Origin of the sequence: Caulobacter sp. AP07, assembly GCF_000281955.1 — a bacterium.
Taxonomy (GTDB): Bacteria; Pseudomonadota; Alphaproteobacteria; order Caulobacterales; family Caulobacteraceae; genus Caulobacter.
Genome location: NZ_AKKF01000151.1, coordinates 1 through 19,017 on the forward strand (window position 1 = coordinate 1; position 19,017 = coordinate 19,017).

The 19,017-nt window shown below is 70.0% G+C and carries 20 protein-coding genes and 1 pseudogene; 11 read left to right on the plus strand and 10 right to left on the minus strand.

Features of this window, described 5'->3' with window-relative positions:
• Window positions 1-74: 74 nt before the first annotated feature.
• A complete protein-coding gene (locus PMI01_RS12610) occupies window positions 75-983 on the minus strand; it encodes a LysR family transcriptional regulator (protein ID WP_007668958.1) in 909 nt (302 codons plus the stop codon).
• Between the two features lie 133 nt (window positions 984-1,116).
• On the opposite strand from PMI01_RS12610, the gene PMI01_RS12615 reads away from it, so the two are divergent.
• From PMI01_RS12615 to PMI01_RS12635, 5 genes are all read left to right on the plus strand, one after another.
• The gene (locus PMI01_RS12615) at window positions 1,117-1,815 is read left to right on the plus strand and encodes a pirin family protein (RefSeq protein ID WP_007668961.1); all 699 of its coding nucleotides are present in this window, start codon (window positions 1,117-1,119) and stop codon (window positions 1,813-1,815) included.
• Between the two features lie 63 nt (window positions 1,816-1,878).
• On the plus strand, window positions 1,879-2,478 hold the full coding sequence (wrbA, locus tag PMI01_RS12620) for an NAD(P)H:quinone oxidoreductase (protein ID WP_007668964.1): 600 nt from the start codon (window positions 1,879-1,881) through the stop codon (window positions 2,476-2,478).
• Window positions 2,479-2,819: 341 nt separating this feature from the next.
• Window positions 2,820-3,905 carry a sensor histidine kinase gene (locus PMI01_RS12625; RefSeq protein ID WP_007668966.1) on the plus strand — a complete coding sequence of 362 codons (1,086 nt, stop codon included), beginning with the start codon at window positions 2,820-2,822 and terminating at the stop codon, window positions 3,903-3,905.
• Window positions 3,902-4,279: a response regulator gene (locus PMI01_RS12630; RefSeq protein ID WP_007668968.1), complete on the plus strand. Its 378-nt coding sequence runs from the start codon at window positions 3,902-3,904 to the stop codon at window positions 4,277-4,279. The genes PMI01_RS12625 and PMI01_RS12630 overlap by 4 nt, the downstream gene beginning before the upstream one ends.
• A gap of 101 nt (window positions 4,280-4,380) precedes the next feature.
• Window positions 4,381-5,043 carry a dihydrofolate reductase family protein gene (locus tag PMI01_RS12635; RefSeq protein ID WP_238537056.1) on the plus strand — a complete coding sequence of 221 codons (663 nt, stop codon included), beginning with the start codon at window positions 4,381-4,383 and terminating at the stop codon, window positions 5,041-5,043.
• 29 nt (window positions 5,044-5,072) lie between these two features.
• Here PMI01_RS12635 and PMI01_RS12640 read toward each other — a convergent pair whose 3' ends face one another.
• From PMI01_RS12640 to PMI01_RS12650, 3 genes are read right to left on the minus strand one after another with little or no spacing between them, the layout of a single operon-like run.
• A complete protein-coding gene (locus PMI01_RS12640) occupies window positions 5,073-6,104 on the minus strand; it encodes a 2-oxoadipate dioxygenase/decarboxylase family protein (RefSeq protein ID WP_007668975.1) in 1,032 nt (343 codons plus the stop codon).
• Between the two features lie 29 nt (window positions 6,105-6,133).
• Window positions 6,134-7,660: an L-piperidine-6-carboxylate dehydrogenase gene (locus tag PMI01_RS12645; protein ID WP_007668978.1), complete on the minus strand. Its 1,527-nt coding sequence runs from the start codon at window positions 7,658-7,660 to the stop codon at window positions 6,134-6,136.
• Between the two features lie 10 nt (window positions 7,661-7,670).
• Window positions 7,671-9,095: an FAD-binding oxidoreductase gene (locus PMI01_RS12650; protein WP_007668980.1), complete on the minus strand. Its 1,425-nt coding sequence runs from the start codon at window positions 9,093-9,095 to the stop codon at window positions 7,671-7,673.
• Window positions 9,096-9,206: 111 nt separating this feature from the next.
• Here PMI01_RS12650 and PMI01_RS12655 point away from each other — a divergent pair, with 111 nt between their 5' ends.
• Complete coding sequence (locus PMI01_RS12655) at window positions 9,207-9,638, plus strand: Lrp/AsnC family transcriptional regulator (RefSeq protein ID WP_007668981.1); 432 nt, start codon at window positions 9,207-9,209, stop codon at window positions 9,636-9,638.
• A 123-nt stretch (window positions 9,639-9,761) separates the two neighbouring features.
• Here the strand turns inward: PMI01_RS12655 and PMI01_RS12660 are convergent, their stop codons facing one another.
• Both PMI01_RS12660 and PMI01_RS12665 read right to left on the minus strand, forming a co-directional pair.
• Complete coding sequence (locus PMI01_RS12660) at window positions 9,762-11,012, minus strand: hypothetical protein (protein ID WP_007668984.1); 1,251 nt, start codon at window positions 11,010-11,012, stop codon at window positions 9,762-9,764.
• Between the two features lies 1 nt (window position 11,013).
• Window positions 11,014-12,579 carry a hypothetical protein gene (locus tag PMI01_RS12665; RefSeq protein ID WP_007668988.1) on the minus strand — a complete coding sequence of 522 codons (1,566 nt, stop codon included), beginning with the start codon at window positions 12,577-12,579 and terminating at the stop codon, window positions 11,014-11,016.
• 156 nt (window positions 12,580-12,735) lie between these two features.
• Between PMI01_RS12665 and PMI01_RS12670 the strand changes: the two genes are divergently transcribed.
• Window positions 12,736-13,080, plus strand: coding sequence for a PadR family transcriptional regulator (locus PMI01_RS12670; protein ID WP_007668990.1), 345 nt, complete (start codon window positions 12,736-12,738; stop codon window positions 13,078-13,080).
• A 15-nt stretch (window positions 13,081-13,095) separates the two neighbouring features.
• Complete coding sequence (locus PMI01_RS12675; RefSeq protein WP_007668991.1) at window positions 13,096-14,082, plus strand: HAAS signaling domain-containing protein; 987 nt, start codon at window positions 13,096-13,098, stop codon at window positions 14,080-14,082.
• 3 nt (window positions 14,083-14,085) lie between these two features.
• On the opposite strand, the gene PMI01_RS12680 is transcribed toward PMI01_RS12675, so the two are convergent.
• On the minus strand, window positions 14,086-14,271 hold the full coding sequence (locus PMI01_RS12680; protein ID WP_007668992.1) for a hypothetical protein: 186 nt from the start codon (window positions 14,269-14,271) through the stop codon (window positions 14,086-14,088).
• A gap of 386 nt (window positions 14,272-14,657) precedes the next feature.
• On the opposite strand from PMI01_RS12680, the gene PMI01_RS12685 reads away from it, so the two are divergent.
• Entirely contained in the window at window positions 14,658-15,794 is a 1,137-nt protein-coding gene (locus PMI01_RS12685; RefSeq protein WP_007668994.1) for a cell wall hydrolase, read from the plus strand.
• Here the strand turns inward: PMI01_RS12685 and PMI01_RS12690 are convergent.
• Both PMI01_RS12690 and PMI01_RS12695 read right to left on the minus strand, forming a co-directional pair.
• Window positions 15,754-16,563 (minus strand): SDR family oxidoreductase, encoded by an 810-nt coding sequence (locus PMI01_RS12690; protein WP_007668996.1) that lies wholly within the window; start codon window positions 16,561-16,563, stop codon window positions 15,754-15,756. The genes PMI01_RS12685 and PMI01_RS12690 overlap by 41 nt on opposite strands.
• Before the next feature lie 153 nt (window positions 16,564-16,716).
• Window positions 16,717-16,896, minus strand: coding sequence for a YegP family protein (locus PMI01_RS12695; RefSeq protein ID WP_007668997.1), 180 nt, complete (start codon window positions 16,894-16,896; stop codon window positions 16,717-16,719).
• Between the two features lie 138 nt (window positions 16,897-17,034).
• Here PMI01_RS12695 and PMI01_RS12700 point away from each other — a divergent pair, with 138 nt between their 5' ends.
• Window positions 17,035-17,598, plus strand: coding sequence for a DUF1003 domain-containing protein (locus PMI01_RS12700; RefSeq protein ID WP_007668998.1), 564 nt, complete (start codon window positions 17,035-17,037; stop codon window positions 17,596-17,598).
• 43 nt (window positions 17,599-17,641) lie between these two features.
• Here the strand turns inward: PMI01_RS12700 and PMI01_RS12705 are convergent.
• A pseudogene (locus PMI01_RS12705) lies at window positions 17,642-18,553 on the minus strand (GlxA family transcriptional regulator); the annotation flags it as partial.
• Window positions 18,554-18,632: 79 nt separating this feature from the next.
• Between PMI01_RS12705 and PMI01_RS12710 the strand changes: the two are divergent.
• On the plus strand, window positions 18,633-19,017 hold a 385-nt coding region (locus PMI01_RS12710; RefSeq protein WP_007669000.1), incomplete at its 3' end, for a DJ-1/PfpI family protein.

Below are 19,017 nucleotides of genomic sequence, written 5' to 3' on the forward strand. Positions count from 1 at the left end.
CCCCCCCCCCCCCCCCCCCCCCGCCGCGCTGACCCCCTCAGTCGCTCCGCGACAGCTCCCCCAATGGGGGAGCATCAAACCGCCCAAGGCGCCGACGCCATCCGCTTGGCCAGGAACGCGATCAGCACCTCCACCCGCGCCGGCCGGATGGTGCTGGGCGGAGTGACCAGGTGCAGGGCGATCGGCGGCGGCGCCCAGTCGGCCAGCACCTCCTCCAGCAAGCCGTCCTTGACGTCCCGCCAGGCCAGGAAGTCCGGCTGCATGGCCAGGCCCAGGCCGGCCAGCAATGAGGGGCGCAGGATGTCGGCGTTATTGACCCGCAGCGGAGCGGGCAGGCTGACGGCGTATTGTCCGTGTTCGGCGTGTTCGAACCGCCAGACGTCCTTGGTCTTGCTGTTGGTGTAGAACATGCCGCTCATGCGGCTGAGGTCCTTGGGGTGGCTGGGTCGCCCGTGCTTGTCGAAATAGGCCGGCGAGCCGACCAGCATCAGCCGCACCGGGCACAGGCGCCGGGCCAGCAGGCTGGAATCCTCGAGCGCCGAGATCCGCAGCGCCAGGTCGAAGCCGTCTTCGACGATGTCGACCAGCTGGTCCGACAGCGACAGCTCGACCGACACCTCCGGATAGAGCGCGAAGAACTCCGGCAGGGCCGGGCCCAGATGGGCGACGCCGAACGACATCGGCGCGGCCACCCGCACCAGGCCGCGCGGCGTGGCCGACTGGGCCGAGGCCTCGGCCTCCAGCGCCTCGCCCTCGTGCAGGATGTGCGTGGCGCGGTGGAGCGAGTCCTTGCCGGCCTGGGTCAGCGACAACCGCCGCGAGGTGCGGTGGAACAGCGTCGCCCCCAGTCGGACCTCCAGCCGGGTGACGGCCTTGGACACCGTGGCCTTTGACAGGTTCAGCTGGCTGGCGGCCCCGACGAAGGAGCCGGTCTCGGCCACCTTGGCGAACACCGCCCAGGCCTCGAAGTCGGGGAGTTTCATTAGCGCGAAATCCGAAATGGTTTGTTTCGATCATTTCCATTTCGGATCGAAGCGCAAGGGATCATCTTCTCCTCAACGGGGACGGCCAGCCGGCCTTCCCCACCCAGACAAACCTTTCTGAGGAGATTTCGAAATGATCGATGTTCGCACTTTCGACAGCCTCGGCGGCGCCAACCACGGTTGGCTCGACGCTAAGCACCACTTCTCGTTCGCCGACTACCACGATCCCAGCCGCGTCCACCACGGCGCCCTGCGGGTCTGGAACGACGACACCATCGCCGCCGGCACCGGCTTCCCGCCGCACCCCCACGCCGACATGGAGATCATCACCTATGTCCGCGAAGGGGCGATCACCCACCAGGACAACATGGGCAACAAGGGCCGCACCGAGGCCGGCGACGTCCAGGTGATGAGCGCCGGCACCGGCATCCGTCACTCGGAATACAATCTGGAAGGCGACACCACCCGCATCTTCCAGATCTGGATCATCCCGAACAAGCGCGGCGAAGGTCCCGCCTGGGGCGCCAAGCCCTTCCCCAAGGGCGACCGCTCCGGCAAGTTCGTGGCCCTGGCCAGCGGCTTCGAGGCCGACAACGACGCGCTGCCGATCCGGGCCGACGCCCGGGTGCTGGGCGCGACGCTGAAGGCCGGCGAGACCACCGAGTACGCGATCGGCGCGGACCGCAAGGGCTATCTGGTGCCTTCGACCGGCAAGGTCGAGGTCAACGGCGTGACCCTCAACACCCGCGACGGCGCCGCCATTCAAGACGAAGCCGTGATCCGCGTGACAGCGATCGAGGACGCTGAGCTGGTGCTCGTCGACGCCGCCTAGATGTTCTCCCGTTTCTTCAAACCCAAACCCAAGATCCAACCGCCCGTGATCAAGGAGGCTTTCATGCCCAAGGTTCTCGTTCTCTACTATTCCGCCTACGGCCACATCGAGACGATGGCCAACGCCGTCGCCGACGGGGCCCGCGCCGCCGGCGCCACGGTCGACGTCAAGCGCGTCCCCGAGACCGTTCCGGAAGCGATCGCCAAGGGCGCCCACTTCAAGCTCGACCAGGCCGCCCCGATCGCCACGATCGACGAGCTGGCCAATTACGACGCGATCATCGTCGGCACCGGCACCCGCTTTGGCCGCATCTCGTCGCAGATGGCCGCCTTCCTCGACCAGGCCGGCGGCCTGTGGGCCCGCGGCGCGCTGCACGGCAAGGTGGGCGGGGCCTTCACCTCGTCGGCCACCCAGCACGGCGGCAACGAGACGACCCTGTTCTCGATCATCACCAACCTGCTGCACTTCGGCATGGTCATCGTCGGCCTGCCCTACAGCCACCAGGGCCAGATGACCCTGGAGGAAATCACCGGCGGCGCGCCCTACGGCGCCACCACCATCGCCGGCGGCGACGGCTCGCGCCAGCCCAGCGAACTGGAACTGGCCGGCGCCCGCCACCAGGGCGAACTGGTGGCCAAGACCGCGGCCAAGCTGTTCGGCTAAGGCCCCGGGGGCGGATTGTCCGGAAAGGGCGATCCGTCCCAGGCTCTGCTTCTCCACGCGCCGTTCCACCGCGTCGGGCCTTCCCCCCGGTTCGACCCCTTGGAAAGGCCCGGCGGCCGGTTCGCCCTCCCCCCAGGGAACCGCGCCGATGGCCGGCTGGCTCTCCCCCCGGAGCCAGCCGGTTTTTCCTTGGACCATGGTCCGAGGGATCGCCCGACGCTGCCGCGCCGACGCGGCGAGCGCGGGCAATCGCCACGCGGCGGCGATGTGAAATCACTACCTCAAATAGACTTTTTCTGCCTTGATGAGGGTTCGCTACGTCCGCCGTCGGGGCTTTGGACATGTCTTTCCTGGACTGGTTGCTCAATCCCTCGGGCCTGACGCCGCACGGCTTCTGTCTCAGCTGGGCTCCGGGCCTGGTGGCGATGCACGCGGGCTCCGACGCGGTGATCGGCCTGGCCTATTTCTCGATCCCGCTGGCCATCGCCGCCTTCGTCAAGCGGCGTCCCGACATCAAGTACGGCTGGGTGGCCTATCTGTTCGTGGCCTTCATCCTGGCCTGCGGGACCACCCACCTGATGGCGATCCTGACCCTGTGGGCCCCGGCCTATGGCGTCGAGGCCCTGATCAAGGTGGCCACCGCGATCCTGTCGATCGCCACCGCCGGCATCCTCTGGACGCTGATCCCCAAGCTGCTGGCCCTGCCGTCGGCGGCCGAGCTGGAGCGGCGGGTCGACGAGCGCACCGCCCAGCTGCGGGCGGCCAAGGAAGAGCTGGAGGTCGTGGTCGCCGAGCGCACCGCGACCCTGGCCCAGCGCGACCTGCTGCTGCGCGAGGTCTATCATCGCGTGAAGAACAACCTGCAGATGGTCGACGGCCTGCTGATCATGCAGACCCGGCAACTGACCGACCCGGCGGCCCGCCAGGCGATGCAGGGCCTGCGCGACCGGATCTACGCCCTGGGGCTGGTGCACCACCAGCTGATGGGGTCGGAAGACCTCAAGACCTTCGACATCGCGCCGTTCCTGCAGGACCTGTCCACCAACCTGGTCCACGGCGGCCCCGGCCAGGAGATCGCGCTGTCGGTCGAGGCGATCCCCCTGGACGTCGGTCTGGATTTCGCCATCCCCCTGGGCCTGCTGGTCACCGAGCTGGTGACCAACTCGCTCAAGCACGCCTTCCCCGACGGCCGGGGCGACATCGACGTCAGCCTGAGCCGGGCGGGGGACGGGGCGCTGGCGCTGGTCGTCGCCGACAACGGGCGAGGCTATGACGGCGCGGGGTCGGCGTCGCAGAACCCCAAGGCCGCGTTGGGCGTCAGCATCATCGAGGGCCTGGTCGCCCAACTGAAGGGAACGATCCTGGTCAAGAGCCGGCCGGGGGCGACGCGCAGCGAGATCCGCCTGGCCGCACCGGTGACGCCGTGAACGGCCAGCACAGACCCCTGGTCCTGGTGGTCGACGACGAGTTCCTGATCGCCCAGGGCCTGCGCCTGCAAGTCGAGGACCTGGACATGGAGGTCTGCGCCACCGCCGCCTCGGCCGACGAGGCGGTGGCCCTGGCCGTGGCCTATCGGCCCGAACTGGTCCTGATGGACATGCGCCTGCGCGGCGAGAAGGACGGCGTCGACGCCGCCCTGGCCATTCACGACACGGTCGGTTCCAAGGTGATCTTCATCACCGGCTCGCGCGAACCGGCCACGCTGGCGCGCATCCAGATGGACCATCCCGCCGGGGTGCTGTTCAAGCCGATCTCCGACCGCCAGTTGAAGAGCGCCATCGCGGTGGCGCTGGGGGCGTAGGGCTCCGTTCGCCTTCACCTCAGTCCGCCTCGAGGCGACAGAAGGGCCCGCCGCCGGAAAAATGATCGCGCGCTGTCGGACCTTGTCGATCTGGCCCGTCCTTGGGTCAGGACCGCCACGAGGAGGACGCCGTGAGAGACCTGATCTTGAAGATGGCCATATCTGTCGATGGCTTCGTGAGTGACCTGGATGGCCGAAACACATGGATGTTCGGCGCCGATCAAGAGGCGAAGGCCTGGGGCGTGGAATACATCTGGAACGCCAGCCTGCACATCATGGGCAGCCGCAGCTTCCTTGGCATGGCCGCCTACTGGCAGACCTCCACCGACCCGTTCGCGCCGCCGATGAACCAGATCCCCAAGGCCGTCTTCTCACGGCAGGGACCGGCGATCCTGGCGCACGTGAAGACGATGGCGGCGCTCGAAGAGGCCCGCGCCAAGGCGGGGCCCACGCAGTCCGCGGCGCCGCAGCCCGGCGCGGGGAGTTGGGCGGAGGCCCATGTGGCGAGCGGCGACCTGGCGGAGGAAATCGCGAAGCTGAAGGCCCAGGAGGGCAAGCCGATCATCGCCCACGGCGGCGTCAGCTTCGCCCGCGAACTCGTCGCCCAGGGACTGGTCGACCAGTTCGCGCTGATCGTGGCCCCCGTGGCGCTGGGCAAAGGCCTGCCGCTGTTCTCCGACCTCGCGGCGCCAACGCCTCTCAAGCTGATGAGCTCGAAGGCCTTTCCAGGGGGCGCGGTGGCGCAGATCTATCGGCCGGCGTGAACCCGTCGCCGAAGGTCCGGTCGCCGGCCTCACCCCGTCCCGGTCATCTTGAAGATGCCCTGGGCGTTGGAGCTGTCGAACCGCAGGTCCAGCCGCTCGACGTCCGTCTCGTCCACGAACCGGTCGCGGGTGATGAACTCGTGGAACGAGCCCGGCACGGTCAGGGTCACCTCGCCGTCGTCGGTGGCGAACGCCCGCTCGACCGGCTGGGCCTTGAACGCCGTCTGGCGCACGCGGCCCGAGGCCGAGACCTCGACGGCGTCCTTCACCGGGCGGCCCAGGGCCTTCTGGGCGTCGGCCACGGCCTCGACGTCGGGCACCCGGTCGGTGGCGTGGTTGAAGGACTGGCCCTCGGTGGCGATCCAGGCGGCCTCGGCCGACTCGGCCGCCAACGCCTTGTAGTCCGAGAGCCGCGGCGTCGGATGGGTGCGATCGAAGGCGGCGACCACCTGGGGCAGGGCGGCGATCGCCGTCTCCAGGTCGACGGCGCCCTCGGTGGCGAAGGCGGCCAGGGCCCGGGTCGCCTCGGCCCCCAGCACGTCGCGCGTGGCGTCGAACACCGCGTGGGCGGCGGCCTGGAAGGCCGGCGAGAAGCGGTCGACGTGCAGCTCGCTGACGAAGAACTGCGGGATGGCTTCCGGATAGTCGAGATGGGCGTAGGCCCGGCCGGTCATCTTCAGCCGGTCCAGCGGGTAGACCTCGGCCATCGTGTAGCCCAGCGGCTCGAGGATTCGCGCGAAGGCGATCTGGCCAGCCGGCAGGGCGCCGGTCTTGCCTTCACCGAACCGGATCGTGCGCAGGGCGCCGTGGTCGAACAGGATCCGCAGGCCGGCGGCCCGGCGCTCGGCGACATAGGCCGCGCCCAGCGGCACGCGGCCCATGATGTCGTGGAACAGCACGGCGTTGAGCGCCATGGCGAACACGGCGCGCGACACGCGCTGGCCGGTCTCGCCCGACAGCATCACGTCGATGTCGAGGGTGTCGAGGATTTCGCCGGCGGCGCGCGGGCCGATGGCCGAGGCGACGAGGGCGGTCAGGTGGGCGTCTTGCGGGGCGTTCATCGGGTTTCCAGGGTCAGGCGTCGGCAAAATCAAACGTCGAAGGTCACGCCCTGCGCCAGCGGCAGGGTGGTCCCGTAGTTCACGGTGTTGGTGGCGCGGCGCATATAGGTCTTCCAGCTGTCGGAGCCCGCTTCGCGGCCGCCGCCGGTCTCCTTCTCGCCGCCGAACGCCCCGCCGATCTCGGCGCCCGAGGGGCCGATGTTGACGTTGGCGATGCCGCAGTCGCTGCCCTCGCCGGACACGAACAGCTCGGCCTCGCGGAGGTCGAGGGTGAAGATCGACGACGACAGGCCCTGGGTCACGTCGTTCTGGGCGGCGATGGCGTCGGCCAGCTCGGCGTACTTCATCACGTAGAGGATGGGGGCGAAGGTCTCGTGCCTGACGATCGGCGCCTGGGCGTCGATCTCCACCAGGGCGGGGGCGACATAGTAGGCGTCCGGGTCCGCGACCCGCGCGCGCTCGCCGCCGACCACCCGGCCGCCGGCCGCGCGGGCGTGGGTCAGGGCGCTCTGCATGGCCTCATAGGCGGCCTTGTCGATCAGCGGGCCGACCAGCACCCCGGCGGCGCGCGGATCGCCGACCGGCACGTTGGGATAGGCGATCTTCAGCCGGCCGACGAAGGCGTCGTAGACGCTCTCGTGCACGAACAGCCGGCGCAGGCTGGTGCAGCGCTGACCGGCCGTGCCCATGGCGGCGAAGGCGACGCCGCGCAGGGTCAGGTCCAGGTCGGCCGACGGCGCGACGATGGCGGCGTTGTTGCCGCCCAGCTCCAGCAGGGCGCGGGCGAAGCGGGCGGCCAGCCTGGGTCCCACCTGCCGGCCCATGGCCGTCGAGCCGGTGGCCGAGACCAGCGGGACCTTCGGGTGGTCGACCAGGGCTTCGCCCACCTCGCGGCCGCCGATCAGCAAGGTCGACAGGCCGGCCGGGGCGTCGGGGCCGAAACGGGCGGCGGCGCGCGCGAACAGCGCCTGGACAGCCAGGGCGACCAGCGGGGTCTTCTCCGACGGCTTCCAGACCACCGCGTCGCCGCAGACCAGGGCCAGGGCCGCGTTCCACGACCACACCGCCACCGGGAAGTTGAAGGCCGAGATCACGCCCACGACGCCCAGCGGGTGCCAGGTCTCCATCATCCGGTGGGCCGGGCGCTCGGTGGCGATGGTCAGGCCGAACAGCTGGCGCGACAGGCCGACGGCGTAGTCGCAGATGTCGATCATCTCCTGCACCTCGCCCAGGCCCTCGGAGACCACTTTGCCGGCCTCCAGGGTGACCAGAGCGGCGAGGTCGGTCTTGTGGGCGCGCAGTTCCTCGCCCAGCAGCCGCACCAGTTCGCCGCGCCGCGGGGCGGGGACCTTGCGCCAGGCGAGGTAGGCGTCATGGGCGGCGTCGATGGCGGCCGTGGCCTGTTCCGGCGTCGCCTCGACCAGGTTCGCCAGAACTTCCCCGGTCACCGGCGAGCGGGCGGCCAGGGTTCCGCCGTCGAGGGCGGCCGAATCGACGCCCAGGCGACCCAGCAGGGCGCGGGCTTCGGGGATGGCGGAGGGCAGGGGGGCGGACATGCGAAAACTCCTAGAGGCGCGCGGGCGGGCCGAGCCGGACGGCGGCCGAGCCGGCGCCGAACACGGCGGCGACGGCGGCGCTATAGTCCTGGATCAGCCGGGGCGTGAACCGGTCATAAGAGCCTTGGACGGCGCGGCCAAGCCCATGCTCGCCGCTGAAGCTGGCCCCGAAGCCCTCGATGGCCAGGACCAGCACCGCCTCGCGCAGGGCGTCCAGCCGGTCGGGGTCATGCGCGCCGGGCTCCTGCCGCACCAGGTTGAAGTGCACGCCGCCGTCGGCCACGTGGCCGAAGTCGCAGAGTTGGTAGTCGGGGAAATCGGCCTCCAGCATCGCCGTGGCCTCGCGGCGGAAGCGGGCCAGGTCGCGGCGGCGGAACGACAGGTCGAAGCCGACCACCGGCCCGCTGGCCCTCAGGCCCTCCGACAGCGAATGGCGCAGGGCCCACATCTTCTCCACCGGCCCGAACAGGGCGTCGACCAGCGGACTGTCGTCCCGTTCCAGCAGGTCGCCGGCGATCTGCTGCAGCACCTCGTCCAGCGAGGCCTCGCCGTCGCGCGGCGCCCAGGTGCAGGTCAGCTCGACCAGCACGGCGTAGTCGGGAACGCCGCCGGCGAACGGGTTGCTCAGGCTCGGCACGTGGTCGATGGCGCGACGCATGGCGGCGGCCGACATGCCCTCGAAGGCGGTCAGGGTCGAACCGGCCTCGGCCTCGAAGGCCTGGAGCAGGGGCAGCACCGCGTCGGCGTCGCGCGGGACCAGCAGGGCGGCGGCGGTCTGGCGCGGGCGGTGGTGGACCTCGACGGTAACCGCCGTGATGATCCCGAACGCCCCGCAGCCGCCGACGAACAGCTGGCGCAGGGCGACGGCGGCGTTGTCCTTGCGCAGGCCGTGCGACAGCTGCAGCACCGTGCCGGCCGGGTCGGCCAGCACGACTTCCAAGCCCAAGACGTGCCGTCGCATGTCTCCATAGCGCAGGAACCGCGCCCCGCCGGTGTTGGTGGCCGCCATGCCGCCCAGGCTGGGGTCGGCGCCCAGGTCGATGGGCAGGAACAGGCCATGCGGCTCCAGCGCCGCGTTCAGGGCCGACAGCCGCACCCCCGCGCCGACGGTGGCGGTGCGGTCGGCGGTGTCGATCTCCAGCGGCGCGGTCAGGCGGTCCAGCGACAGCACGATGTGCGCGCCGCTGGCGTCCGGGGTCGAGCCCTCGGCCAGGCCGGTGTTGGCGCCCTGCGGCACGAATTTCAGGCCGTGGCGCGCGCAGTAGCCGACCACGGCCGAGACCTCCGCCGTCGTCGCCGGGCGCACGACCGCCGCCGCCACGCCGTCGGCGTAGCGGGCCGGCGTCTCGTAGGCGGCGCGGTCGGCCGGATCGAGGATCAGGCCGCCGGGGCCGAGCAGGGCGGCCAGGGCCTGGCCATGGACTTGGTTCAACACGGGGCGGAGCTCCAGGGGCGGACATCATCCCCGCCGTTTGCGCGAATCCTAGTGGCGCGATCGTCGGTTTGCCGGCAGTTTCTCGGCGAAACGCAGGGTTTGTCCGACGAAATGACGATCGACGCCATCGACCAGAAGCTGATCGCCGCCCTGCGCGAGAACGGCCGCGCCTCGACCGCCGACCTCGCCCGGCGGGTCGGCCGCTCGCGTACCACGGTGCAGAGCCGGATCGAAAGGCTGGAACGCGACGGGGTGATCGTCGGCTACGCCGCCCGCCTGGCCCCCGATCACGAGCTCGGGGCGGTGCGGGCCCACGTGATGATCAAGATCGGCCCCAAGGAGGCGAGGGCCGTCGAGGCCGCCCTGCGGGCCGTCCCGCAGGTGCGGCTGCTGCACTCGGTCAGCGGCGACTACGACATGATCGCGGTGGCGGCCACGGCCACCGTGGCCCAGATGGACGAGGTGATCGACCGCATCGGCCAGCTGCCGGGCGTGGAGCGCACCACCTCGTCGATCATCCTGTCGACGAAGTTCGACCGTTAGGATGCATCCTACGGTCGGGGACAGGCGCATGCACCTGTCCCCAGAGGAAGATCAGGTCGTCTGCTCGACCACCCGGGCCGGACCGCCAGGTAGGCGTGGTGCAGATATTGACGATATCGTCTCTCAATAGGGCTCTCCCGCCGCAGGGATCAGGGGCGATGGTTGCGGGCCGCCGCGCTTGGCCAGGGCGGCGGCCACGTCCGGGCGCGCCGCCACCAACGCTTGCCGCCGCAGGAGTTCGGCCTCCATCGCGGGCCGGGCGGCCTTGATCGCGACGCGGGGCGACAGCGCTTCGATCGCCCTCGGCGCGCGGTCGGGGTTCTCCAGGCGGGCGATGTAGGTCAGCGCCGCCTTGTCGAGATCGTTGAGGCACAGATAGGCGAAGCTCAACGACGCGGTGTTGGGGGCGTCCTTGCCGGCCAGGTGTTTCAGCTCGCGTTGCGCCGCCCCCTGGCGCCCCAGTTGGGCGTTGGCGCAGATCGCCCGGGCGGCCACCCAGTTGTCGATGCCCGCCGCGCCCACCTCGGCGTTGAAATAGTCGAGCGCGGTCAGCGCCTCGGCGGCCTTGCCCGACAGCACCAGGTCGCCGATCAGGGCCAGGTCGGCCCAGCCGTCATAATCCTCCTGCGAGCGGGCGAGGGGGATGGTCCGCCGCCGCTCGGCGATCGCGTCGTCGGCGCGGCCAACCAGCCACAGCGAAACCGCGCGCTCGACATGCAGGCTGACCAGGGTGTTGGCCTTGTCGACATAGTCGCCGGGATGGGCCTCGACCTTGGCCAGGGCCTCGTCGACCAGGGCCAGCGCCTGGTCCGCCCGTCCCAGCTGTTCCAGGGCGTCGGCGCGGATTCGCGCGCCGGCCAGGCGATCGGGGTGGGCGGCCGACAGGGTCTCCGCCTGGGCCAGACGGCGCTCGACCGCGGCCTTGATGTCGAACACCGCCGGATCGGCCGCGCGGGCCGGCGCGAACACCGGGTCCAGTCGTGCGTAGAACAGCTCGTTGATGGCGCGCATCCGGCCCAGGGCGGTCAGGGCGCCGGCCTGATCGCCCTTTTCCGCGAGCCGCAGCGCCTGCTCGTACCAGATGTCGTCATAGGTCTCGAACGGGTCGGCGGGGGCGAAGTTCTCGCGGGCCAGCAGGTTCAGCAACCTGAGCTGCAGTCCCGGCTTGTCCTTCGCCGCGGCGTAGACCAGGTCCTGCAGGTCGGAGGCCGCGAAGGCGGAGAGCCCGCCGGGCTTGCGGGCCTGCTTCTCGACCAGGGCGACCGCCTTGGCGGGAACCTTGAGGTCGAGGGGCGGCTTCTCGGTTTCGGCCAGGACCGAGGGACTGGTCGCGGCGAGGCCGGCCAGCGCCAGGGCGAACAACAAGGGCTTCATCTCACCACCCCCGATAGGGATAGGGCGGTCTTTCGGTCCGCTGGCCGACCGCCGCGATCGCCGCCTGGACGTCGGGCCGGGCCTCGATCGCCAGGCCGCGCGCCCGCAGCACCTTCTCGAACGCCGTCAGGTCCGATCGTTCGGGGTAGTTCTGGACATCGCTCAGGGCGTCGAGGCGCGTATCGGGATCGGCGAGCCGGCTGATGAGCAGGCGAGCGACGGCGTCCTGGTCGTCGGCGCAGGCCAAGGCGCTCATCATCATCCGCGGGGCGTCGTCCTGCGTCTTGCGCATCGTCTCCAGCAGGCGCGCCGCGCCGTCCTTGTCGCCCTTCTGCGCGGCGATACAGGCGCGCAAGGACTGTTGCACCATCTTGCCGTAGGCGCTGGCGTCCGAGCTGGCGACCTCGGCCAGGGTTTCCAACGCCTCGTCCAGGTGGCCGATGGTCATCTGCTGGCCGGCCAGGTTCAGCGTCTGGCTGACATTGAGGCGCCCCTTCTCCGGCCGCCGCGCGGCGCGGGCCAGGACCGCCAGGCCCTCGTCGGCGCGCCCCAGGGCGAACAGGACCTCGGCGCGAAGGTTGAGCGTCAGGTTGACGCTCTCGACGTCCTTGTAGCTGGACTTTGCGCCATCGGCGGGCAGGGCCTTGGCCAGGGCGTCGTCGACCACCTTCAGGCCCTCGGCCGGCCGGTCGGCCGACAGCAGGGCGGCGACCCACTGGTTGGCGGCTTCGAGCGAGGTCGGGTCGGCGGCGACCTGCGCCTGGGCCCGTTCGATGCGCCGGGCGTAGGCGGCCTTGATGTCGAAGAGGCCGGGCGAGGACTTCAGCACGGGGGCGAAGCGGTTGTCGGCCCGCATGCCGATCAGCGGGATCGGCATAGTCACGCGCTTGGCGGCCTCGGCGGCGCGAGTCGCGTCGCCGCGGTCCAGCAGCTGGGCGGCATGCTGCGACCACTGCATGCTCCAATCGATATAGGGACTCTTGGGCTTCCAGTCGGCGGCGAGCAGGGCGTCGAGCAGCGCGAACCGCCGGGTGTCGCCCCGCGGCACGTCCTTGGCGCTGGCGACCAGCCAGGCCATGCCGCTGTCCGTGATCTGGCTCAAGGTGGCCGGATAGTCCTCGGCCAGGGTGGTCGCGGCGAAGACGGCGTCATCCTTGTCCTCGCGCGCCGAGGCCGTCATCAGCCGCATGTACCAGTCCAGGCCGACCGCGCCTTCCAGCACGGACGAACGCCGGAAGGCGTCATGCGCTTCGTCCATCTTGTTGCTGGTCTGCATCGCCGCGACGCCGAAAATATACCAGGCGGCGCGCTGCAGGGCAGGCTCCAGCTGGGAGAGGCCCTTGCCGGCCATCACCGGCTTCAGCACCTCGTAGCAGCCGGTGAAGTCGCCGTTGGCGAGCTTTTGCTGGGCGTCCTGGATTTCCAGCAGGGCGGCCTCGGCGTCGCGGGTGCGGTGCGCGGGGGAGGGCGAAATCTGGTCGGAGACGGCTTTGGTGTCGGCGCTCGCCGTCGCGACCCCGCACAACAGGGCCAGGGCGGAGGCCCCGGCCAATACGAAACGCTTCATGACGCCCCCGGCTAAGCTACGTCCGCAGGTAGAAGCATGACCTCCGCACCATGGCAACGCTTGTAGGCGCGTTCGTCCTGGCTTGACGGTGACATATACAGTGTGTCACACAGTGTACGTCACACACCAAGTGGCGCACACCATGCGACGTACACCATGCCCCCAAACGCCGAGCCAACAGGCGCCGACATTTTTGAAACCCTGCGCCAGGAACTGCGGCGTGGAACCCTGATCCTGGCCGTGCTCGCCCATCTGCGGGTCGAGCGCTACGGCTACAGCCTGCGCCAGGCGCTGGCCGAGGTGGGGCTGGAGATCGACGAAGGGGCGCTCTACCCGATGCTGCGCCGCCTCGAGGGCCAGGGCCTGCTGACCAGCGAATGGCGCGAGGAAGACAAGCGCAAGAAGCGCTTCTACCGCCTGTCGCCCGACGGCGTGGCCGTGCTGGCCCGCCTGTCCGCCGAGTGGCGGGCGATGAACGACACCCTGCAAAACCTGATCTGAGGGAGGGACCCAGTCATGGACCTGCTTGACCGCTATCTGGCCGCCGTCGCGGCCCTGCTGCCCAAGGCCCAGCGCCAGGACATCGTCGCCGAACTGCGCGACCTGCTGCTGAGCCGCATGGAGGAGAAGGAGGCCGAACTGGGCCGGCCGCTCGACAGGGCCGAGCGCGAGGCCGTGCTCAAGGCCTTCGGCCACCCGATCGCCGTGGCGGGACGGTTCGGAACGCCCCGCTCGCTGATCGGGCCCGAGCTCTATCCGTTCTACGTGTTCGCGGCGAAGGCGGCGCTGATCCTGACGGCCGTCGTCACGGGAATCCCGGCGGTGCTGTCGGTGCTGACCGGCGACCACAGCGGCGCCGCCGTCCCGGCCCGGTTTCTGTCGAGCTTCATGACCACCGGCCTGACCCTGATCGGCGCCCTGACCCTGGTCGGGGCGGCGATCGAGCGGGGGTGGATCAAGCTGGGCAAGTCCGCCGACTGGAAGGTCGCCGACCTGCCGCGGCTGAACGGGCGGGGCGGGGCGGTCAAGTCCCGCTTCGAGGCGTCGTTCGAGCTGGCCGCCACCCTGTTGTTCATCCTGTGGTGGACCGGCGCGGTCGAGGCGCCCTGGTCGGGCCGTGAGGCGCGAGGCGAGGTGTTCCTCAGCGCGGCCGGAATCTGGACCACGCTCTACCTGCCGATCCTGGCCCTGGCGGTGCTGCAACTGGCCTCCAGCCTGGTGGCGGTGATCCGGCCCGGCTGGACGCGGACGCGGGCGGCGCTGGAGATCGCCGGCAGCCTCGGAGGGCTGGCCCTGGTCGCGGTGCTGTGGTCGGCGGGGCGGCTGATCGCGGTGTCGCCGCAGAGCGCGACGGGACCCCAGGCGGTCGACATCGCCCGCCTGCAGGCGGTGCTCGACCAGAGCCTCCAGATCGGTCTGGCGATCACCGCCGCCATCTGCCTCGTTAAGCTTGTCCTCGACGGATGGCGGCTGACGCGGGCGTCGCGACCGGCCGTCTCCTAGGGGCTATTTCGACTTGGCGGCGGTGTTGACCACCGCCCCGACGCCGGCCCCGACCACGGCGCCCACCGGGCCGGCGACGACCGCTCCGGCGATCGCGCCGGTCGCCGCGCGCTGCTCCATGTTGTGACCGCAGGCGGCCAGGGCGAGGGCGGCCGCGAGAGTCAGGGAAATTCGGTAAAGAGCAGACATTATGTCCTCCAGGACATCGTAGCGGCGTCCCTTGAGTAACGGTGTGCGACAGGCGGGGTTCCATTGAGAGCGGCGAGGCGGAAGTCTATCCGGACGGTTGAATATTCGTCGTTTCACGGATTTTCGGGACTGTCGCGTTTTTGCCTTGGAATCAAACAATTAACCATTCCATCTATCGCGCGGGGCGGCTGAATTGATGGTGCGGCGCCACGTCCGCTTGCGACTCGGTCATGTTTACGTCATAAGGCAATTCATAAGTAGGAATTCGGCCACATCGTGAACCGGTCGAACCTCCGCTTTCAGAGCTGCCCGACAGTATTTTTCCCGGGTTTTTGAAGGCGTTTTTGTCGGGGGGCGGTTCGCCCTCGCCGCGCAGGACACGAGTTTTGTATATCAAGTCGCAGACGTGCGCAGATGCGCGCGCGCTGATCGGCGCCGTATTGGTCGGATCCGCCACGGGTCTGGCGCTCGGCGGCGTTTACCTTGCGGGGGGCATGGCCCAAGCCGCGAGTCAGCACGCTCAAGTCTCGCGCCTGGCCGACGGCGCCGAGGGGAATTTCTCCGACGCGGCGCTGTACCAGGCCGCGTCGCGGATGGACGCCGGGGCTATGGCCATCGCCCGCCGTCACGATCCCTATACCGTCGCCGGCGGCGCCCAGCGCGACCGGCAGTCGGCGCTGCTCGCCGAACGTCTCGAACAGCGCCAGGCGAACGGTGGCGATCGCCAGCCCCTGTTGCTGCGCGCCAGCTTCGGCGGTCCGTTCAACCCGGCCGTCGCGCCGTTCCGTCTGACCAACGCCCTGGAAAGCTCGCGTGAACTCGAGTGCCTTTCCGAGGCGGTCTATTACGAGGCCCGCGGCGAGACCCCCAGCGGCCAGGCGGCCGTGGCCCAGGTCGTATTAAACCGCGTGCGCCACCCTTCGTTCCCCAAGTCGATCTGCGGCGTGGTGTTCCAGGGGGCCTACAAGCACGTCGGTTGCCAGTTCAGCTTCGCCTGCGACGGCTCGATGCGTCGCGGTCGCGAGCCCGGCGCCTGGAACCGGGCCCAGAAGGTCGCCTCGCGCGCCCTGAGCGGCGCGGTGATGAGCGAGGTCGGGGCCGCGACCCACTTCCACACCACTGGCGTCTCGCCGGGCTGGGGCCCGCGCCTGCTGCGCGTCGCCCAGGTCGGCATGCACGTGTTCTACCGCTTCGGCGGTCGCTCGGGCGCGCCGGACGCGTTCAGCCGCCAGCCGCGTCCGTCGACGGCGGATGAGCTGCCCGGCGTCACCCTGGCCAGCCTGCCGACCACCACCAGCGCCGACGGCAAGCAGGTTCAGACGATCCAGCTGTCCAGCGCCCTGGTGATCACGCCCAATCCGGCGTCGACGCAGGCGACCGCGCCGGGCGGCATGGGCGGTCCCCTGGGTCCGGTCTCCGAACCGGCCTCGGCGCCGGCCATGCACCCGACCAAGGCTTCGTCGCCTTCGTCGGGCGAGGCCGTCAAGTCGCCAGCGGCGGCCGCGAACGGAGCTGCTTCCTAACCGCGCCAGGCATGTGGCTGGTGGCGAAGCGCATCTGCTTGGCTCGCTTGCCGACGAAATAGTGCAGGTCCTTCCCGTGGGCGGCGCGCCAGATCACCTCGGCGGCGTCTTCCACGGGATAGACCGGCAGTCCGCCGGCCTTCAGAGCGTCGGACATGTTGGCGTTGCTGCCCGGCTGGCTGGCGTTGAGGATCGGCGTCTCCACGAACCACGGCATCACGCAGGCGACGCTGACGCCCTGCGGCGCGAACTCGACGTCCAGCGCCTCCGACAGGCCGCGCACCGCGAACTTGGTGGCCGAATAGACCGCCAGGCCGGGCGAGCCGTACAGGCCGGCGCAGGACGAGATGTTGACCAGCCGCGACCCTGGCGTGGCCTTCAGCCAGGGCAGGGCGGCGCGGGCCCCGCTGATCACGCCCTTGATGTTGATGTCCAGCTGCAGGTCGATGTTGGCGTCGTCGTGGCTCTCGAACGGCCCGAAGCGGGCGATGCCGGCGTTGTTGAGCAACAGGTCCAGCCGGCCCTTGGTCACCTTGGCGAAGTCGGCCAGGACGGCGGTCCAGGCGCTGCGGTCGCGGACGTCCAGCCTGTGGACCGAGCCGTTGTCCGGACCGATGGCGGCCAGCGCCGCTTTCAGCCCCGGCGTGTCGATGTCGGAAAGCCCGACGAACCAGCCCTCGGCGGCGAAGCGCTTGGCGGCGGCCAGGCCGATGCCGCTGGCGGCCCCGGTGATGAAAACGGCCTTTCGATTTCCCGCGTCGACGCTCATCCTGGCCTCCCCCTTTGTTTATTATCGCTGATCAGACAACGGGGGGATTAGTCGGTCAAGCGGATAGGGCGGGATGAGCTGGGGACACGCACAAGTGCATGTCCCCCTCCCCAGCCGGGGACATGCGCTTGTTGCGTGTCCCCTTCATTGGTCTCAGTCGGTCTGGTCGTCGGTCTCGGCGTCCGGGCCGTTCTTCTTGATCGACTCGATGGCGTTCTTGGCCGAGGCCTTGGAGGTGTAGCCCTCGGTCCAGAAGATGGTCTCGCTGTTGTAGACGAAGTAGGCGACGAACTCGCCCGCCTTGTTCTTCTTGATCAGGAACTTGTGGGCCATGGGGATCGCTCCTTATGCGCTGACGATGTCGTCAAGCCGACGACGCCAACCTCGCCTTAGGCGTGCACGGCGTCAATCGGTGGCTTGCGCGTCGCCGGTGAAGGCGCATCTTTCGTCGATCCTCACCGATGAGCGCCCATGACCCCCGACGATCGCCTCGACCAACTGGCCCGTGACCTGCTGGCCACGCCCTACGCCGACCTGAAGGACGTTCAGAAGAGCGTCATCGACCTGATCGCCGACGAAGCCCCCACCGGCCTCAACAAGGCCCTGCTGGCCGATGACCGCGGCTTCTGGGATCGGCTGGCCGACAAGGTCGCGGCGATCGGCGGCTCCTGGGCCTTCATCGGCGGGTTCTGCGCGGCCCTGGCGCTGTGGATCGGGCTGAACGTCGGCCTCAAGCCGTTCCACCTGTCGTTCGACCCCTATCCGTTCATCTTCCTCAACCTGATCCTCTCGACCGTGGCGGCGATCCAGGCCCCGGTGATCATGATGAGCCAGAACCGCCAGGCCACGAAGGACCGGCTGAACGCCGAGCACGACTATGTCGTCAACCTGCGCGCCGAGCTGGAGATCATGCGCCTGCACGCCAAGCTGGATTCCCTGCGCGAGCAGGAGATGGTCGAGATCCTGCGGTGCAACACCGAGACGCTGGAGCTGCTGAAGGCCCAGGTGGCGAAGATGGCGGGAGAGCGGGAATAACCCTCTCCCATAGGGAGAGGGTTCTTCCCGCCCGCCTCAACGCCTGCGGGGGTTGCCCAAACGCGCGGACGAAGGCGCGGCGCATCCGTTCCTGGTCGCCGAACCCGGTCTCCAGAGCCACGTCCTCGACCTGCAGGGGCTGGCTGTCGAGCAGGACCCGGGCCGCCTCGACGCGCAGGCGCTCGACGGCCTTGGCGGGGGTGGCGCCGGTCTCCTGCGCGAACAGCCGGGCGAAGTTGCGCGGGCTCATGGCGGCCCGCTCCGCCAACTGGTCGACGGTCAGCGGCAGGGCCAGGTTCTCGCGCGCCCAGACCAGCAGGTCGTCGAACCGGCCGCCCTGCATCTCCAGCAGGGCCGAGAACTGCGACTGGCCGCCGGGGCGACGGTGATAGACCACCAGCTGCTGGGCGGTGCGGCGGGCGACCGCTTCGCCCAGGTCGGCGCCGATCATCGCCAGGGCCATGTCGATGCCGGCGGTGATCCCGGCCGAGCTCCACAGCGCGCCGTCCTGGACGAAGATCTTGTCGGGCTCCAGCCGCACGGCCGGGAAGCGCTTCTGGAAGTCCCGCGACCGCTGCCAGTGGGTGGTGGCCCGGCGGCCGTCCAGCAGGCCGGCGGCGGCCAGGACGTAGGTCCCCGAGCAGACGCTGGCGGTGCGGCGGGCCGTGGCCGACACGGCGCGGACGAAGGCCAGGGTGGCGTCGCAGATCGCCGGGCTGCGCGTGCCCTCGCCGCCGGAGACGACCAGGGTGTCCAGCGGCGGGGCGTCGGCGAAGGCCGTGGCGGTCATCGCCACGCCGGATGAACTGGCCACCGGGCCGGGGTCGCGGGCCAGCAGGTTCAGGCGATAGGCCCCGGGCGCGAACCGTCCGGCGATCTCGAAGGCGGCGATCGGTCCGGCGGCGTCCAGCAACTGGAAGTCGGGGAAGATCAGGAAGCCGAGCTCGCGGGTCATGGCGGTTTCCGAGGGAATTATGTCATTTCCGCCAGACGCTAGGCGGGCGATGCTGCGGCGTCAACCGGAGGTTCCCCGCATGCCCCAATCGCCGTCAAGCAAGCCCGCCCCGCTGCACATCGTCTTCGCCCTGTTCCCGAATGTCACCCACCTGGACTTCACGGGCCCGCACCAGATCCTCAGCCGCCTGCCGGGCGCCCAGGTGGTGATCGCCAGCGAGGCGGGCGGCGAGATCGAGGCCGAGGGCCTGGTCTTCGCCCGCGTGGCCCGGCTGGCCGACCTGGAACACTGCGACCTGCTGTGCGTGCCCGGCGGCTTCGGCGTCACCCAGGCGATGGCCGACCAGGCCTATCTGGACCAGCTGCGCCGGCTGGCGGCGGGCGCGCGCTATGTGACCTCGGTCTGCACCGGGTCGCTGCTGCTGGGCGCGGCCGGGCTGCTGCGGGGCAGGCGGGCGGCCTGCC

Excerpts from the sequence above, each read along its gene's own strand:
- PMI01_RS12610 (WP_007668958.1), bottom strand. The coding sequence starts at position 983 with ATGAAACTCCCCGACTTCGAGGCCTGGGCGGTGTTCGCCAAGGTGGCC.
- PMI01_RS12615 (WP_007668961.1), top strand. The coding sequence starts at position 1,117 with ATGATCGATGTTCGCACTTTCGACAGCCTCGGCGGCGCCAACCACGGT.
- wrbA (WP_007668964.1), top strand. The coding sequence starts at position 1,879 with ATGCCCAAGGTTCTCGTTCTCTACTATTCCGCCTACGGCCACATCGAG.
- PMI01_RS12625 (WP_007668966.1), top strand. The coding sequence starts at position 2,820 with ATGTCTTTCCTGGACTGGTTGCTCAATCCCTCGGGCCTGACGCCGCAC.
- PMI01_RS12640 (WP_007668975.1), bottom strand. The coding sequence starts at position 6,104 with ATGAACGCCCCGCAAGACGCCCACCTGACCGCCCTCGTCGCCTCGGCC.
- PMI01_RS12645 (WP_007668978.1), bottom strand. The coding sequence starts at position 7,660 with ATGTCCGCCCCCCTGCCCTCCGCCATCCCCGAAGCCCGCGCCCTGCTG.
- PMI01_RS12655 (WP_007668981.1), top strand. The coding sequence starts at position 9,207 with ATGACGATCGACGCCATCGACCAGAAGCTGATCGCCGCCCTGCGCGAG.
- PMI01_RS12660 (WP_007668984.1), bottom strand. The coding sequence starts at position 11,012 with ATGAAGCCCTTGTTGTTCGCCCTGGCGCTGGCCGGCCTCGCCGCGACC.
- PMI01_RS12665 (WP_007668988.1), bottom strand. The coding sequence starts at position 12,579 with ATGAAGCGTTTCGTATTGGCCGGGGCCTCCGCCCTGGCCCTGTTGTGC.
- PMI01_RS12670 (WP_007668990.1), top strand. The coding sequence starts at position 12,736 with ATGCCCCCAAACGCCGAGCCAACAGGCGCCGACATTTTTGAAACCCTG.
- PMI01_RS12675 (WP_007668991.1), top strand. The coding sequence starts at position 13,096 with ATGGACCTGCTTGACCGCTATCTGGCCGCCGTCGCGGCCCTGCTGCCC.
- PMI01_RS12680 (WP_007668992.1), bottom strand. The coding sequence starts at position 14,271 with ATGTCTGCTCTTTACCGAATTTCCCTGACTCTCGCGGCCGCCCTCGCC.
- PMI01_RS12690 (WP_007668996.1), bottom strand. The coding sequence starts at position 16,563 with ATGAGCGTCGACGCGGGAAATCGAAAGGCCGTTTTCATCACCGGGGCC.
- PMI01_RS12695 (WP_007668997.1), bottom strand. The coding sequence starts at position 16,896 with ATGGCCCACAAGTTCCTGATCAAGAAGAACAAGGCGGGCGAGTTCGTC.
- PMI01_RS12700 (WP_007668998.1), top strand. The coding sequence starts at position 17,035 with ATGACCCCCGACGATCGCCTCGACCAACTGGCCCGTGACCTGCTGGCC.